Source organism: Micromonospora sp. NPDC049044, assembly GCF_040649215.1.
In the GTDB taxonomy this organism is placed as follows: Bacteria; Actinomycetota; Actinomycetes; order Mycobacteriales; family Micromonosporaceae; genus Micromonospora.
Genome location: NZ_JBEZFA010000015.1, coordinates 81,467 through 97,484, shown reverse-complemented (window position 1 = coordinate 97,484; position 16,018 = coordinate 81,467). Strand labels below are relative to the sequence as shown.

Here is a 16,018-nt window from a genome sequence, read left to right as displayed (position 1 = left end):
TCCCGGCGGCCCGGTCGGGAATCGGGTGACGCATACCTCACCGCCGAACCACGGCGGGCGTTGTCCCCGGAGCCGCAATTACGGTAGAAGCGAAGGCAATTCAACGTAGATCTGCCGGCGAAGCGAGGAACCACATGACGGAAGTCAAGCTCGATCACCCCGGTGGGCAGCTGTCGATGCCGGTACACCCAGCGGTCGAGGGCCCCGCCGGTATCGGGGTGAGCAAGCTGCTGAAGGAAACCGGGATGACGACGTACGACCCCGGTTTCGTCAACACCGCCGCTGCCTCATCGGCGATCACCTACATCGACGGCGACGCGGGGATCCTGCGTTACCGGGGGTACCCGATCGAGCAACTGGCCGAGAAGTCCTCCTTCCTGGAGGTCTCCTACCTGCTCATCTACGGTGAGCTGCCGACCGAGGCGCAGCTGACCGAGTTCACCGAGTGGATCCGGCGGCACTCGCTGCTGCACGAGGAGATGCGCCGCTTCTTCGACGGCTTCCCCCGGGACGCCCACCCGATGGCGGTGCTGTCGTCCGCGGTCAGCGCCCTGTCGACCTTCTACCAGGACAGCCTGGACCCGTTCGACTCCGAGCACGTGGAGATCTCCACGGTCCGGCTGATGGCGAAGGTGCCCACCATCGCCTCGTACGCCTACAAGAAGTCCATCGGGCAGCCGCTGCTCTACCCGGACAACTCGCTCGGGTACGTGGACAACCTGCTGCGGATGACCTTCGGCGTGCCGGCGGAGCCGTACGAGGTCGACCCGGTGATGTCGAAGGTGCTGGACATGCTCTTCGTCCTGCACGCCGACCACGAGCAGAACTGCTCCACGTCGACCGTCCGCCTGGTCGGCTCCAGCAACGCCAACCTGTTCGCCTCGGTCTCCGCCGGCGTGAACGCGCTGTTCGGCCCGCTGCACGGCGGCGCCAACCAGGCGGTGCTGGAGATGCTCGAGCAGATCCACGCCGGTGACGACGACGTCCGCTCCTTCGTCCGCAAGGTGAAGAACAAGGAGGACGGCGTCAAGCTGATGGGCTTCGGCCACCGGGTCTACAAGAACTACGACCCGCGTGCGGCGATCGTCAAGAAGGCCGCGCAGGACGTGCTGGGCCGGATGGCCAAGCCGGACCCGCTGCTGGACATCGCCATGGAGTTGGAGGAGATCGCCCTCGCGGACGACTTCTTCGTCTCCCGTCGGCTCTACCCGAACGTGGACTTCTACACCGGCCTGATCTACAAGGCCATGGGTTTCCCGACCAAGATGTTCACCGTGCTCTTCGCGCTCGGCCGGCTCCCCGGCTGGATCGCCCAGTGGCGCGAGATGATCAGCGACCCGGAGACCAAGATCGGCCGCCCGCGGCAGGTCTACGTCGGCGCACCCGAGCGGGACTACGTCCCCTTCAACGAGCGCTGACCTCCGCCCGTTCGCGCCCCAGCTTCTCGCACCACCGCGCTTCTACGCACCACCGCAGGCCGTCGACCCGCTCGGGTCGGCGGCCTGTCGCCTTCGTCGGCCGCGTCGGTCTGTCGCCTTCGTCGGCCGCGTCGGTCGCGTCGGCCGTGTCGGCCTGTCGCCTTCGTCGGTCGCGGCGTGTCGGCCCCGGCTCGGCCGCGTCGCGCTTGATCGACTCGGCTTCCTGCAAGTCGGGGCATCGGCGGCGCCGGAATACCGCGCTTTCATGAAAGCCGAGTCGATCAACGGCCGATCGCCGACCTAGCGAGGTCAGAAGGCGGAGATGTCCTGTGCCCGCTCGCTGCGGCTCAATGCGCTGATCAGCGCGGACTGACCTCGGCGGCGTACCGCCAGCCGCACCAGCAGGTCGCGGACCGGGTCGAAGACCTCCGCCGGGAACTCCGGCGTGGGTACGCCGATGCTCACCGCGAGGTCGTCGGAGTGGACCACGATCTCCAACTGGCGGGTGAGCAGGAAGTCAGCGCGCCGCAGGGCCCAGCCCTGCCACGGAATGGGTACGACGTCCCGGGCCGCGCCGCGCGCCAGCAGGTCGCCCGCCTCCTTCAGCGCGGCGGCGGAGCGGGCGTGCAGGTCAGCCGTACCTCGGGCGGCGTCCTCCTCGTCGTTGCTCGCGGCGACCGTGGCCTCGTCGGGGATTCCTTCGGTAACCCAGGCGGCTCGCTCGTAGTGATCGTCGGCAGACTCCAGAACCGGCAGGTCGGTCGGCGTCGGCAGCAGTTCCGCCGCCCGGATCGCCTGACGTCCCAGGTGACAGGCCAGACCGCCGATGGACAGGTGCGGCAGGGCGCTGGGGCGTGACCACTGCTCCGACACCTCAGGGCGGCGGATCAGGTCCAGAGCGATCGAAGCGGCAACCGGGAACGCGGAATCCAGGGCGTCGACAGGGCGAGACATCGGCACATTCTGACAGTCCCGACGGGTCCCTGCCGCGCGGCGAGACGCGGCGGCAGTCGGGCGGTGGGGTCACGGACTGCGGTGGTGGGCCGGGGTGGTGGATCGGGGCTCGGCTCGGCAGGCCCGGATCGAGGTTGTGGGTCAGGCCTGGTCGCCGACTCCGGATCGAGGTCGTAGGCCGGAGCGGTGGACCGGGGCGGTGGGCCGCGCAGGGACGCCCCGCGCTGCGCCGGGGCTCGCGCGCCGCGCCGGGGCCCGCGTACCGGGCCGACCGGCGTCGTCGTGGCACGCTCGGCGGCCGCGAGCGCATAGTCGACTCCGTTTACAGGAAGTCGGGGTGTCCTGGACGCTAGGACACCCCGACTTCAAGGAACGCGAGATGATCAAGGCGCACCGCGCCCGCCGGGCGGCACGACCCTGAGGTCAGCGCAGCTCAGCGCAGGCCGGCGGCGGCCAGCAGGTTGCCCTCGGGCAGCGCCGGGAGGGCCCGGCCCTGCGACATCCGCCGCTCGGCCCGCTCGGCGGTGAACGCGGCGTCGGTGGCGATGGCGGCGGCGTAGCTGGCGGCGGTGCGCTGGGCGATGGCCGACCAGCCGTACTGGTCGTGGACCATCCGGCGGGCCCGGCGGGCCATCACCCGGGACCGGTCGGGGTCGGACAGCAGCGCGTGCACCGCGTCGGCGAGCCCGTCGGGGTCGTGCGGGCGGAAGGTCATCCCGGTCGTGCCCGGTTCGACGATCTCGCCGAGGCCGCCGGTTGCGGCGACGGCCAGGGGTGCGCCGGCCGCGGCGCCCTCCAGGGCGACCATGCCGAACGGCTCGTAGATGCTCGGCACCGCGAAGCAGTCGGACGCGGCCATCAACGCCGGCAGGTCGGTGCCGCCCAGGAAGCCGGGCATGGTGACCATGCCGCCGAGGTCACGGCGGTGCACCTCGGCCTCCAGTTCGGCGCGGTACGGGCCGTCGCCGGCGATCACGGCACGCAGCCCGGGGTGCCGCTCGCGCAGCCAGGGGAGCGCGGCGATCAGGTGCTGCACGCCCTTCTCGTAGACGAGGCGGCCGGCGAAGGTGACAAGTGGGCCGGTCCCGGCGAACCGGGCCCGGGCGGCGGCGACAGCGCTCGCGGGCACCCGCCAGCGGTGCGGCTCCACCCCGTTGGCGACCACGTCGACCCGCCCGGCCGGTACGTCGAAGAGCGCGTTCACCTCGTCGCGCATGTACCCGGAGCAGACGATCACCCGGTTGGACTCACTGGTGAGCCACTGCTCGACGCCGTGGATGGTGCGGTTCATCTCCTCGGGCAGCCAGCCCTGGTGCCGCCCGGCCTCGGTGGCGTGGATCGTGCTGACCAGCGGGATGTCCAGGTGGTCGCGCAACGTCATCGCGGTGTGGGCGACGAGCCAGTCGTGGGCGTGGATGACGTCGTACGAGCCGGCTTGGGTGGCGCGCAGGGCGGTGCGGGTGAGGGTGTGGTTGAAGGCCATGGTCCAGGCCAGCAGGGAGTCGGTGGCGAGGGGGAACGTCACCGGGTCCTCGGGGGCGCGCAGCACGCGCACGCCGTCGGCGTACTCCTCAAGGGGTGCGCCCTCGGTGTGGCGGGTGACGACGGTGACCTCGTGGCCGGCGGCGGCCAGGGCCACCGACAGCGCGTGCACGTGGCGGCCGAGGCCGCCGACGAGCACCGGCGGGTACTCCCACGACAGCATCAGGATGCGGCGGGTCTGCGGGGGCACCCCGGCCCCGGGCTGCGCCGGCACTGTCGCGCCGGGCTGCACGGAGAGACCGGGCTGCGCGAGGTGACCGGACTGGGTCGGGAGCGGTGACCGGGAGGTCAGGGTGGGCCGGTGGGCTCGGTCCTTGGTGGCTGTGTGCTGCTCGTCGACCCGCGGGGTCACATCAATCTCCGTCCAGGCATGGTGGTACGCCGACGTCAGTGGCGGCGGAGTGAGGTGTAAGGGGTGGCGGAGGGCCATGCGGAACGCGCGCGAACGCTTGTCCCCGGTAAAGGAAAGTGCATCGGGCCCGAGAACGCACCTCGAAAAGGGTCATCGTGACGGAGGACACCTGAGGGTGTAGCCCGCATCAGACAGGTGGTTTTCCGGCACCGCCTGAAAGGATGGATTGGCGCTGCCGGGCCGGGGGCATTACCTGCGTGCGCGCGGGCATGCGTCGGCCGGTGCGGGCACAACCATGGGCTAAGGAGCAACATGCAGGTCTGGCCGGGCGAGCGGTATCCCCTGGGCGCCACCTACGACGGGATGGGCACCAACTTCGCCATCTTCTCCGAGGTGGCCGAGCGGATCGAGTTGTGCCTCTTCGACGAGTGGGACACCGGCGCGGAGCGCCGCGTCGAGCTGCGCGAGGTGGACGCGTACGTGTGGCACGCGTACCTGCCGGGCATCGAGCCGGGGCAGCGCTACGGCTACCGGGTGTACGGCCCGTACGACCCGGCCAACGGGTTGCGCTGCAACCCGCACAAGCTGCTGCTCGACCCGTACGCGAAGGCCATCGACGGTGACATCGAGTGGGACCCGGCGGTCTACGACTACGACATGGACGAGCCGGAGCGGATGAACGAGACCGACTCGGCGCCGTTCATGCCGAAGTCGGTGGTGGTCAACCCGTACTTCGACTGGGGCAACGACAAGCCGCCGCGCACCCCTTACCACCACTCGGTGATCTACGAGGCGCACGTGCGCGGGTTGACCATGCGCCACCCGGACATCCCGGAGGAGCTGCGCGGCACGTACGCGGGCATCGCCTCCCCGCCGATGATCGACTATCTGACCCGGCTCGGGGTGACGGCGATCGAGCTGATGCCGGTGCACCAGTTCGTGCACGACCACCGGCTGCACGACCTGGGGCTGCGCAACTACTGGGGTTACAACACCATCGGGTTCTTCGCCCCGCACCACGGCTACTCGGCGCTGGGCCGCCTCGGCCAGCAGGTGCAGGAGTTCCGGGGCATGGTCAAGGCGCTGCACGCGGCCGGCATCGAGGTCATCCTCGACGTGGTCTACAACCACACCGCCGAGGGCAACCACCTCGGCCCGACGCTGAGCTTCAAGGGTGTGGACGCGCCGAGCTACTACCGGCTCAGCGAGGAGGACCGCCGCTACTTCGTCGACTACACCGGCACCGGCAACAGCCTCAACGTGCGCAGCCCGCACTCCCTGCAACTGATCATGGATTCGTTGCGGTACTGGGTGACCGAGATGCACGTGGACGGGTTCCGCTTCGATCTGGCGGCCACCCTGGCCCGCGAGTTCTACGAGGTGGACCGGCTGTCGACGTTCTTCGAGGTGGTCCAGCAGGACCCGGTGGTCAGCCAGGTGAAGCTGATCGCCGAGCCGTGGGACGTCGGCCCCGGCGGCTACCAGGTGGGCAACTTCCCACCACTGTGGACGGAGTGGAACGGCAAGTACCGGGACACCGTGCGGGACTTCTGGCGCGGTGAGCCGGCCACCCTTGCCGAGTTCGCGTCGCGCATCTCCGGCTCCGCCGACCTCTACCAGGACGACGGCCGCCGCCCGTTCCACAGCATCAACTTCGTCACGGTGCACGACGGGTTCACCCTCAACGACCTGGTGTCGTACAACGACAAGCACAACGAGGCGAACGGCGAGGACAACCGCGACGGCGAGAGCCACAACCGGTCCTGGAACTGCGGGGTCGAGGGCGACACCGACGACGAGGCGGTCCTGGCGCTGCGGGCCAAGCAGCGGCGCAACTTCCTGGCCACCCTGATGCTGTCGCAGGGGGTGCCGATGATCGGCCACGGCGACGAGCTGGGCCGCACCCAGCACGGCAACAACAACGTCTACTGCCAGGACAGCGAGCTGGCCTGGGTGGACTGGGACAACGTCGACGAGCAGCTGCTGGAGTTCGTCCAGACGCTCACCGCGTTCCGCAAACGGCACCAGGTGTTCCGCCGCCGCCGGTTCTTCACCGGCCTGCCGGTGAACGGGCGCGGCATCGACGAGCCGCTGCCGGACCTGGCCTGGCACACCCCGGACGGGCGGGAGATGACCGGCGAGGACTGGGGCAACGACTTCGGCCGCTCGGTGGCACTGTTCGTCAACGGCGAGGGCATCCGCGAACGCGGCCAGTACGGCCAGAAACACCACGACGCCTCGTTCCTGCTCTGCTTCAACGCCCACGACGCGCCGCTGGACTTCACCATGCCGGGCAGCGAGTACGGCCAGAAGTGGGAACGTGTGATCAGCACTGCCGAACCCGAGCCGGGCGACGCCACGGTGATCAGCGCGGGCGGCACCATCCGGGTGCCGGACCGGTCCCTCGTCGTGTTGGAGAGGATGATCTGACATGCCGGCCACCCCTCCCCGGGCCACCTACCGCGTCCAGGTCCGCCCCGGCTTCGACCTGGACGCGACAGCCGCGATCGTCGACTACCTCGCCGCCCTCGGCGTCAGCCACCTCTACACCGCCCCGCTGCTGGCCGCCACCCCCGGCTCCCAGCACGGCTACGACGTGGTCGACCACCGGGCGGTCAACCCGGAGCTGGGCGGTGAGGCCGCCCGCCAACGCCTGCTGTCCGCGCTACGGGACAGGCAGCTCGGCCTGGTCGTCGACATCGTGCCCAACCACGCCGGGGTCGCCGTGCCTCCGGCCAACCCGCCCTGGTGGGACGTGCTGCGCCGGGGCCGCGACTCGTCCTACGCCGACTGGTTCGACATCGACTGGGACCGGGGCCGACTGCTGCTGCCGGTGCTCGCCGACGACCCGGCCGCCCTGGACGACCTCAAGGTCGTCGACAACGAGCTGCGCTACCACGAGCACCGCTTCCCGGTCGCCGACGGCACCGGCGACGGCACCGCCCGGGAGGTGCACGACCGGCAGCACTACGAGCTGGTCTCCTGGCGGCGCGGGGACGCCGAGCTGACGTACCGCCGGTTCTTCGCCATCGCCGACCTGGCCGGCCTGCGGGTGGAGGACCCGGCGGTGTTCGCCGCCACCCACGAGCTGATCCTGCGCTGGGCCGCCGCCGGGGAGGTCGACGGCATCCGCGTCGACCACCCGGACGGCCTGCGCGACCCGGCCGGCTACCTGGCCCGGCTGCGCGAGGCCGCGCCGGACGCCTGGCTGGTGGTGGAGAAGATCCTGGAGTGCGGCGAGGAGCTGCCGGACTGGCCGGTGGACGGCACCACCGGCTACGACGCCCTGGCCGCGGTCGGCGGGCTGTTCGTCGACACCGACGCCGAGGGCGACTTCACGGTGCTGGACACCCAGCTCACCGGGCGGCACACCTCCTGGGAGGACCTGACCCACGCCACCAAACTGGCCGCCGCCACCGGGCTGCTCGCCGCCGAGCTGACCCGGCTGGCCGCGCTCGCCCCCGAGGTGCCCACCGAGGCGGCCCGCGCGGCGCTCGCCGAGCTGGCCGCCGCGTTCGCCGTCTACCGGGGTTACCCGCCGCACGGCGCCCGGCACCTCGCCGCGGCCCGCTCCGAGGCCGGTCGCCGCCGCCCCGACCTGGCCGCCGCCCTGGACGCGGTCACCCGCCGCCTGCGCGACCCCGACGACGAGCTGGCGCAGCGGTTCCCGCAGCTCACCGGCGCGGTGATGGCCAAGGGTGTGGAGGACACCGCGTTCTACCGCTGGACCCGGTTCGTGGCGCTCAACGAGGTGGGCGACAACCCCGCCCACTTCGGTGTGCCGCCTGCGGAGTTCCACCGCTTCGCCGCCGCCCAGCAGGTCCGCTGGCCGGCCAGCATGACCACCGTCTCCACCCATGACACCAAACGCGGCGAGGACGTGCGGGCCCGCCTCGCCGTGCTCAGCGAGCTGCCGGGCCGCTGGGCGGAGCAGGTCAAAACCTGGATGGAGTACGCGCCGCTGCCCGACCCGGCCTTCGCCCACCTGCTGTGGCAGACCGCCGTCGGCGCGTGGCCGATCGAACGGGAACGGCTGCACGCGTACGTCGAGAAGGCCGCCCGGGAGGCCGCGGCCTCGACCAGTTGGGCGGACCCGGACCCCGCCTTCGAGCAGGCCATGCACGCGGTGATCGACCTGATGTACGACGACCCGAGCCTGCACGACGAGCTGAGCGAACTCGCCGCCGCGATCGCCCCCGCCGGCTGGTGCAACTCGCTCGGGCAGAAACTCGTGCAGCTCACCATGCCCGGCGTGCCGGACACCTACCAGGGCACCGAGTTGTGGGACAACTCCCTTGTCGACCCGGACAACCGCCGCCCTGTCGACTTCGACGTACGCCGAGAGTTGCTGGCGCGCATCGACGGCGGCTGGCGTCCCCCGATCGACACCGACGGAGCGGCGAAGCTGCTCGTCGTGTCGCGGACGCTGCGGTTGCGGCGGGCGCACCCGGAGCTGTTCACCGGCTACCGGCCGGTGCCCGCGCACGGACCGCAGGGGCGGCACGCCGTGGCGTTCGACAGGGGCGGCGCGATCACCGTGGCGACCCGGCTGCCGTTGGGCCTGGCCCGCGCCGGAGGCTGGTGCGACACCGCACTGTCGCTTCCCGTTAACGAGGTTAAGGACCTGTTCACCGGCCGGGTCTACAGTGGCGGGGAGACCCCTCTGGACGACCTTCTGTCCGACTATCCCGTCGCACTGCTGGCTCCTCCCACCGCTGCCGTGGAGGCTGCGTCATGACCGAATTCTCCGTGTGGGCACCGGACGCCACCCGCGTGCGGCTCCGCCTGACCGGCGACGCCGACCACGAGATGCGCGCCGCCGCCGACGGCTGGTGGCGGGTCGACGTGCCCGACGCCGGCCTGGACTACTCCTTTCTGCTGAACGACGACGAAACCCCACTGCCCGACCCCCGCTCCCCGTGGCAGCCTGCTGGTGTGCACGGGCCCAGCCGCCGCTACGACCACTCCGCCTACACGTGGTCCGACACCTCGTGGACCGGCCGGCAACTGCCCGGCAGCATCCTCTACGAGCTGCACATCGGCACGTTCACCCCGGAGGGCACCTTCGACGCGGCAATCGACCGCCTCGACCACCTGGTGAACCTCGGTGTCGACCTGATCGAGCTGCTCCCGGTGAACGCCTTCAACGGCGAACACAACTGGGGGTACGACGGCGTCTGCTGGTTTGCCCCCCACCAGCCCTACGGCGGCCCCGACGGCCTGAAACGGTTCGTCGACGCCGCCCACGCCCGCGGGCTGGGGGTGATCCTCGACGTTGTCTACAACCATTTCGGGCCCTCCGGGGCCTACGCGCCGCAGTTCGGCCCGTACCTCGCGGAGCAATCGAACAGCTGGGGGCGCTCGGTCAACCTGGACGGCCCGCACTCCGACGAGGTGCGCCGCTACATCATCGACAGCGTGCTGATGTGGTTGCGCGACTACCACGTCGACGGCCTACGCCTGGACGCCGTGCACGCCCTGCCCGACTCGCGAGCTGTGCCGATCCTGGAAGAGCTGGCTCTCGCCGTCGAGTCGTTGTCGACGCACCTGGGGCGGCCGTTGTCGCTGATCGCCGAATCCGACCTCAACGATCCACGGCTGATCACGCCTCGCGAGGCCGGTGGGTTCGGGCTGCACGCCCAGTGGAACGACGACGCCCACCACGCGCTGCACACGTTGCTCACGGGGGAGCGGCAGGGGTACTACGGGGACTTCGGCTCCCTGGAGACGCTGTCGGACGTGCTGACGGGTGGTTTCTTCCACGCGGGGACCTGGTCGAGCTTCCGCAACCGGCATCACGGGCGGCCGCTGGATTCGCGGGTGCCTGGTCATCGGCTGGTCGCGTATTTGCAGAACCATGATCAGATCGGGAACCGGGCTACCGGGGATCGGATCTCTGCCTCGTTGTCGCCTGCGCTGCTGCGGGTGGGGGCCATGTTGCTGCTGACGGCACCGTTCACGCCGATGCTGTTCATGGGGGAGGAGTGGGCTGCCTCTACGCCGTGGCAGTTCTTCACCTCGCACCCGGAGCCGGAGTTGGCTTCCGCGGTGCGTAGTGGGCGGCGGCGGGAGTTCGCCTCGCACGGGTGGCCGGAGGGGGACGTGCCGGATCCGCAGGACCCGGAGACGTTCACTCGGTCGCGGTTGGACTGGGCTGAGCTGGACAAGCCTGAGCATGCTTCGATGCTGGCGTTCTACCAGCGGTTGATTGCCCTGCGTCGGTCATCTTCGGACCTGTCGGATCCTCGGATGCATGAGGTGTCGGTGCAGCACGGGGACCAGTTCCTGGTGATGCGGCGGGGGGACACGCTTGTCGTGGCCAACTTTGCTGGGCGGGGACAGGGGGTGTCGCTGCCTGGGGTGGCGCGGCGGGTGCTGCTGGCTACGGGGGAGGGGGTCACGGTGATGCGTGACCGAATCGAGTTGCCGGCGGAGACTGCGGCGATCGTGGCGCTGTGAGGGCGCCGGCCAGGTCCATCTGTCCGATCCTACTAGCGGAAATGCGGCTTGACTCGCTTGAGCTCTCTGCTGAACTGTCGCGCAACATCATCGGGAATTTCGAACGTAACGCGTATCGAAATTTCTTCGTAGTTGCTGTTGCCGTCAACCAAATTGGCGATGGCTCGTTCTAGCCTGGCAATGAACTCGTCTACAAACTCGTGCGTCCGTTGGATTGGTTGTGCAGCGTATGCAATTGCAAGAGCCTTGAGGTTCTCAGCCCATTCAGGTACGCGTAGTGATCTCGTTTCCTCCACCCAGCCAAGCAAGAGCGCATAGATGTCTATAAGTCGCGATGCCATGTGCTCGATGAGTGCAGGGTCTCCCGGTTCTCCTGGTGCGCCAAACGCTCGCGCTTGGGCGTATGGCGATGCTACGGCTTCCAGGTTTGCTGCAATGGCACCCACATGGGAAAAGCGCTCGCTCATCACGTCCGGTATCTGCTCCGCCTTAACAACAGGGCCAATATGGAGGGCATAGCCCAGCTGATAATCACGCCAGCGCGCCTCATGCACGTCGCGCGAACGGTAAAGCGCGTTACCAAAAAGTAAGTACTCCCAGAGAGGCGGACGTAGCGCTAGCAATTCGAGTCGTCCGCTTTCGTCTCGGGGTACCTGTTGAACAGGATAGTTCTTCCGTTCACTCATCAGTATCCGCCCGTATCCTTTCGAGGTTCGCTGGCAACGACTGACTATTCAGGGCTGCAGCTTGAACGCGAAGTCGCATGCCCCGGTCTCGAGTCACAACTACGAGACGGTTGTCGTTCAACTGTGCGAAGTAGCTGGCCTGCCTGACGATCTCATCGTCTTGCCCCTTTCGGCGCTGATGGCCCGGGGGCTCATTCAGGAGTTGAAGCCACACATTTTGTCTTAGCGGAATTGGGGCGACCCACTCCCTACCTTCCGTGATCCGGTCCAGGGCTTTCAATACGCTCTGTGCTCGTCTCCCGAACTCCTGATCGCGATCCTTCACGCGATCCAGCTCGTCAAGGACGACGAGTGGCATAACGACCGTAGCCCGTCGCGACTCGCTTAGTCGTTGCCACTCGACTTCATGGAATAGTTCTCCGTGTATGTACACGTTTGTATCCAGCACCACCGTCCAATGGTCCGTCGGGAACGTCAGTAAGGAAATGTACCGTCGTAGTTGACCTAGCAAATCTTCGATGTATTGCCGCTGCATCTCGATCTCGCCCCGTATTAGAGGTGCGGGACGGGCAGTTAATGCATTAAGGGATCTGATGCGCCAGTATCGTTCAGAATGTAGGTGGCGCGCAACGGTAGAGCGTTCAAAGCTTGTCAATAATTGTTGCTCGGCCCGCTCTGCCCAGATCAAATAAGAGTTGGCCGCCACGACCGGGTCCAGAGGGGGGCTCAGGCTTATACGATTCAGATCACGGAGAAGATCATCGAGGGCGGAAGCTGTAGCTATGCCACTTTGGCCCGACCGAAGGAAATTCCACACGCCTCAACCTAAATGAAGTTCGCACTCCGGGCAACAGGTCGCAGGGATCCGGCCTTTCTAGGGCAGAACGGAAGGATGAAGTCGACAAGTCGTGGAGCAGGTCCCGGTGTCGGGCCGCCCGCCTGAGGCTCGCTCATATGTATGAGTATGTGTGACTCGTTTAGATGCTAATGCTGTTCGGCCGGCTTGCGATTCGCCCCGCAATCTTGATTTATGAGGTCTGTGGCGTGGGTCCGGTTTTGTGGCCTTGTACCCTACCGGCAGGCACGAAGACGGTCGCGCCTCCAGCGAGATAAAGTGGGGCAGATAGATCACGTGCACGTATTGCCGCCGGAACTCGTGCGGCGACGTTGTCGGGAAGCCGCCGCTCGGCCTCTTCGCCCGAGAAGAAGGCAACGTCCTCCAACTCTTGTTCCAACAAGGTGACGCTGTCGAGGTTGGCAATAGACCCGCAGTCGAACGTGAAGCTAATAATCGCGCGAGGTCGATGGCCGGCGGACGGCGCCCAGTCGATTACCAGAAGGTTGCCGACCATCAGAGTCATTCCCAGCTCTTCTCGCACCTCACGGACGCAGGCGTCGTGTGGGTATTCGCCTTCGTCCACGTAGCCGCCAGGGAACGCCCAGTGGTCGCGGTACGTGGGCTTGACCAGCAGCACGCTGCCAGCCGGGTCGGTGATGAGGGCCGCAGCGGCGGCGTAGAAGGAAGCCAAGTTCGCGTACCACGTGGCGGGCTCCGTCCAAGTCACCTCGGTGACGCTAGCGGATGTGTCTAGGTGCGCTCTTGCTCTATATGGCTACCGGCATGGCCGCGAGAGTATGCAGGACCTCGTTGACCTGGGGTGATGCCTGCTGCGGGCTGAACGTGATAGCGAGTTCCCGGACGCGCTGTCGGACACGCGCCGAGTGGATTCCCGCAGCATGCTGCCCGAGCTTGGCGGCCCAGTCGCAGGCGGCGTCGGTGTCCCCAGCGCGGGCATAAGTAATGGCAACGAGGGTGGTGTGCAGGGCACGCGTCCGAGTGTTTTGGCTATCGAGGTTGAGCGCTTCGGGAGCGTGCCGAAGGGCCTGCGTGTACAGATGAAGGTCGCCCAGGCACCTGAGTGCGGCCCCGGCGAGGTGGGCTGGGCTGAAGTAGCCAACCCAGCGCGGGCCGAGATCTGGGTCCGCCCGATCGAGCGCACGCTCAGCCCTAGTTAGGGCGAGTTGACAGGCACGTCGTTCGCCTGACTGTCCGTAGGCGGTAGCTGCGGTGGCATGCAGACGAGCGAGAACTGCGGCGGGTGCGCTACCGACCCCGTCAATGGCTGCTTCGACAAGCCGGGCCGCCTCCCGACCGTGGCCCAGGAACACCGCCTGAGTGGCCAGGTTCGCCAGCAGGTGAGCGCCGTAGAGGCGGTCATCAGCGGCCTTGGCGAGCCGCAGGCCGAGCGTCGCGTGATGTTGCGCCAGGGCATGTTCGCCCGCGTCGTAGGACATGAAGGCGAGTTGGCCAGAGAGCGTTGCCGCTGCGCGCATGAGGTCGCGCCCCACGGCATCGGTGTAGGTGCCGTGCAGCATGGGTGCGACCTGACGCGCCAGGAAGTCGGCCATGACGGCACGGGTACGCGGAGAGCCGCTGCCGTGACGTCGGTCGAGATCGGTGAAATGGTCGGCCAGCGCGTACAGCGATTGAACGTCGGTGGAGGTGACCTGTTGCCGGCTGCTCCGGCTGACCGCCTTGTCGGGCAGGTCATACCGCCAGCTAAGCGCTGCCTCTAGCGCTTTGCCGCTGTCGAACACCCCACTGTCCTGTTGGCTGAGGCGCTTGGCCAACCTCGTCCAGATCAGCTCGGCGGTATCGATCGCCCCATCGACGGTCGCGGGGTAGACACACATGCCGATGCTCTCGGCCGCGCCAAAGCCCAGCTCGGTTACGCCGACCGAGCGACCGAGCTTGCGGGCTAGGGTCTCAGCCATTGCGGCTTGGACGTGCTCGCCAGGCCGGCGACCGCGTAACCACCAGTAGACGCTGGCCGCGTCGTACCGCCAGGTGCCCTGGTCGCGGCCGGTGTGATTGAGCTGTCGGGCAAAAGCAGCGTGAGAGTTGGCGTAACCGGCGGCCAGCAGAAGCCCTTCGAACGCCGCGTTCGTCACCGGTCGTGCCATCGTTCCGCCTCCAGGCATCGGTCAACTACCAACAGTTATGAGCCTATGGGTTGCCGAAGTCCTATGGGGACCGGCGCAACCCTGCGCAACCCACGTCCTGAGCAGCGCAATCGAGCGCACTACTTGCCATCTGGTCCGTCGATCGGCAGCCCGCTTCGCTGATCGCAGGTGTCCTGGGTGACGGCGAAGTCTGAGCGTCGCGCCCCGGGTTGTAGGAGGTGGCTATGCAGGGCGACGCGTCAGCGAACAGGGGCGAGCAGGGTGAGGCGGCCGAGCGGGAGGCTGCCAAGCAGCGCCTCCTGGCTCAGGCCGAGGCGGAGCGCGTACCCGTGGATGACACGACCCGCGCGGTCCCGGACCGGCGGTGGCGGCGTGACAAGCGATGACATCCCGATCGGCCGCCGGGTGGCGAGCTGGCGGGTCCGGCGGTCGATGACCCAGCAGATGCTCGCCGACCGGTTGCGCAGGTCGAAGAGCTGGGTGGACAAGATCGAGCGGGGTGCCCGCCCCCTGGACCGGTACTCGGTGATCCAGGAGTTGGCCCACGTCCTGCGGGTCGACCCGGAGGTGCTGCTCGGCCAGCCGCGGAGCACTCCGGCGGGCACGCCGGACGGGGTGGACGACATCCGGGCCGCGCTCGCCCGCTACGACATCCCGCAGGCTCCACCGCGGACGGACGAACTGTGCAGGCAGGTCGGGCATGCGTGGTTGACCTACCAACACGCGCACTACGGGCAGTTGGTGCGCCTGTTGCCGGGCCTGCTCGACGCCGCCCAGGCTGCGCAGGAACCAGAGCTGCTGGTGCACGCGTACCGGATCACCTCGTCCCTGCTGGTGAAGCTCGGCGAGGCCGACCTGGCCTGGCTGGCTGCCGACCGCGCGATGGCCGCCGCCGGCGACGACCCGCTCCAGGCGGCGAGCGCCACCATCTCGGTAACCCAGGCCCTCCGCGCCAACAACCGCGACCCCCTGGCCCTGACCGCGGCCCTACCAGCGGCCAACCGCCTCGTCTCCCGACGCCATCCCGTTGATCATGCGGTTGGCGGGTGTGGTGGAGATCGAACCGCCCGTCGACTCCATGATCAGCGGGGCGGGGGTGCGTTCGCGGCGGCGGGGTCGCCGGGGGAGTGGGCGTTGGGTGGGACGTTGCTGGTGCAGGCGGCGCTGGCCGCCGCCGGATGCGGCGAGCACCGCCGCGCCGACGAGCTGACCGACCGGGCCGCGGGCGTCGCCGCAAACCTTCGGGGGTACGACGACACGCACCGCACCAGCTTCGGTCCGGTCGCCGTCGAGGTGGCGCGGGTGCTGGTGGCAGCCGCGCGGGGTGACGCTGCCGAGGCGGTACGGCGGCACGCGCTGATCGTGCGGCGGGAGGGGTGGCGGCGGTTGCCGGCCGAGTATCGGGGGGCGTACCTGGTCGACGTCGCGCGGGCGTACCTGCACCTGGGCGACGTGCGCGGGGCGGCCCGCGCCCTGGTGGACGCGGACAGAATCGCGCCGGCTGAGGTTCGTTGTCGGGCGTCGGCGCGTACCGTCATCGCGGATGTCGCCCGCGCGCAGCCGGCGCCGGCCGGTGTGGCGCGACTGGCGACGCTGGTCGGCCTCACCCGGTGAGACTCCGTCGCCTCGGGGCGGCCGCTCGT

The 16,018-nt window shown here is 68.6% G+C and carries 11 protein-coding genes; 5 read left to right on the top strand and 6 right to left on the bottom strand.

Annotated features, from left to right (window positions below; all coding sequences use genetic code 11):
- Positions 1 to 134: 134 nt before the first annotated feature.
- On the top strand, positions 135 to 1,418 hold the full coding sequence (locus AB0B85_RS15270; RefSeq protein WP_357407537.1) for a citrate synthase: 1,284 nt from the start codon (positions 135 to 137) through the stop codon (positions 1,416 to 1,418).
- 309 nt (positions 1,419 to 1,727) lie between these two features.
- Here AB0B85_RS15270 and AB0B85_RS15265 read toward each other — a convergent pair whose 3' ends face one another.
- Together AB0B85_RS15265 and AB0B85_RS15260 are read right to left on the bottom strand one after the other, a co-directional pair.
- Entirely contained in the window at positions 1,728 to 2,372 is a 645-nt protein-coding gene (locus AB0B85_RS15265; RefSeq protein WP_357407534.1) for a maleylpyruvate isomerase N-terminal domain-containing protein, read from the bottom strand.
- A gap of 433 nt (positions 2,373 to 2,805) precedes the next feature.
- Positions 2,806 to 4,077 (bottom strand): glycosyltransferase family 4 protein, encoded by a 1,272-nt coding sequence (locus AB0B85_RS15260; protein ID WP_357407654.1) that lies wholly within the window; start codon positions 4,075 to 4,077, stop codon positions 2,806 to 2,808.
- Positions 4,078 to 4,578: 501 nt separating this feature from the next.
- On the opposite strand from AB0B85_RS15260, the gene glgX reads away from it, so the two are divergent.
- From glgX to treZ, 3 genes are read left to right on the top strand one after another with little or no spacing between them, the layout of a single operon-like run.
- Positions 4,579 to 6,696 (top strand): glycogen debranching protein GlgX, encoded by a 2,118-nt coding sequence (gene glgX / locus AB0B85_RS15255; protein ID WP_357407532.1) that lies wholly within the window; start codon positions 4,579 to 4,581, stop codon positions 6,694 to 6,696.
- A 1-nt stretch (position 6,697) separates the two neighbouring features.
- On the top strand, positions 6,698 to 9,004 hold the full coding sequence (treY, locus tag AB0B85_RS15250; RefSeq protein WP_357407530.1) for a malto-oligosyltrehalose synthase: 2,307 nt from the start codon (positions 6,698 to 6,700) through the stop codon (positions 9,002 to 9,004).
- Positions 9,001 to 10,725, top strand: a complete 1,725-nt coding sequence (gene treZ, locus AB0B85_RS15245) for a malto-oligosyltrehalose trehalohydrolase (RefSeq protein ID WP_357407528.1) — start codon at positions 9,001 to 9,003, stop codon at positions 10,723 to 10,725. The genes treY and treZ overlap by 4 nt, the downstream gene beginning before the upstream one ends.
- A 32-nt stretch (positions 10,726 to 10,757) precedes the next feature.
- Here treZ and AB0B85_RS15240 read toward each other — a convergent pair whose 3' ends face one another.
- From AB0B85_RS15240 to AB0B85_RS15225, 4 genes are all read right to left on the bottom strand, one after another.
- On the bottom strand, positions 10,758 to 11,411 hold the full coding sequence (locus AB0B85_RS15240; protein WP_357407526.1) for a hypothetical protein: 654 nt from the start codon (positions 11,409 to 11,411) through the stop codon (positions 10,758 to 10,760).
- Entirely contained in the window at positions 11,404 to 11,946 is a 543-nt protein-coding gene (locus AB0B85_RS15235; protein WP_357407652.1) for a PIN domain-containing protein, read from the bottom strand. The genes AB0B85_RS15240 and AB0B85_RS15235 overlap by 8 nt, the downstream gene beginning before the upstream one ends.
- Positions 11,947 to 12,439: 493 nt before the next feature.
- Positions 12,440 to 12,976: an NUDIX hydrolase gene (locus AB0B85_RS15230; RefSeq protein ID WP_357407524.1), complete on the bottom strand. Its 537-nt coding sequence runs from the start codon at positions 12,974 to 12,976 to the stop codon at positions 12,440 to 12,442.
- Positions 12,977 to 13,016: 40 nt separating this feature from the next.
- Positions 13,017 to 14,375, bottom strand: coding sequence for a hypothetical protein (locus AB0B85_RS15225; RefSeq protein ID WP_357407522.1), 1,359 nt, complete (start codon positions 14,373 to 14,375; stop codon positions 13,017 to 13,019).
- 372 nt (positions 14,376 to 14,747) lie between these two features.
- Here AB0B85_RS15225 and AB0B85_RS15220 point away from each other — a divergent pair, with 372 nt between their 5' ends.
- Positions 14,748 to 15,989, top strand: a complete 1,242-nt coding sequence (locus AB0B85_RS15220) for a helix-turn-helix domain-containing protein (protein ID WP_357407520.1) — start codon at positions 14,748 to 14,750, stop codon at positions 15,987 to 15,989.
- Positions 15,990 to 16,018 lie beyond the last annotated feature (29 nt).

Coding starts and splice junctions, on each gene's coding strand:
- AB0B85_RS15235 (WP_357407652.1), bottom strand. CDS start 11,946: ATGCAGCGGCAATACATCGAAGATTTGCTAGGTCAACTACGACGGTAC.
- AB0B85_RS15260 (WP_357407654.1), bottom strand. CDS start 4,077: ATGCTGTCGTGGGAGTACCCGCCGGTGCTCGTCGGCGGCCTCGGCCGC.
- glgX (WP_357407532.1), top strand. CDS start 4,579: ATGCAGGTCTGGCCGGGCGAGCGGTATCCCCTGGGCGCCACCTACGAC.
- AB0B85_RS15225 (WP_357407522.1), bottom strand. CDS start 14,375: ATGGCACGACCGGTGACGAACGCGGCGTTCGAAGGGCTTCTGCTGGCC.
- AB0B85_RS15265 (WP_357407534.1), bottom strand. CDS start 2,372: ATGTCTCGCCCTGTCGACGCCCTGGATTCCGCGTTCCCGGTTGCCGCT.
- AB0B85_RS15240 (WP_357407526.1), bottom strand. CDS start 11,411: ATGAGTGAACGGAAGAACTATCCTGTTCAACAGGTACCCCGAGACGAA.
- AB0B85_RS15270 (WP_357407537.1), top strand. CDS start 135: ATGACGGAAGTCAAGCTCGATCACCCCGGTGGGCAGCTGTCGATGCCG.
- treY (WP_357407530.1), top strand. CDS start 6,698: ATGCCGGCCACCCCTCCCCGGGCCACCTACCGCGTCCAGGTCCGCCCC.
- treZ (WP_357407528.1), top strand. CDS start 9,001: ATGACCGAATTCTCCGTGTGGGCACCGGACGCCACCCGCGTGCGGCTC.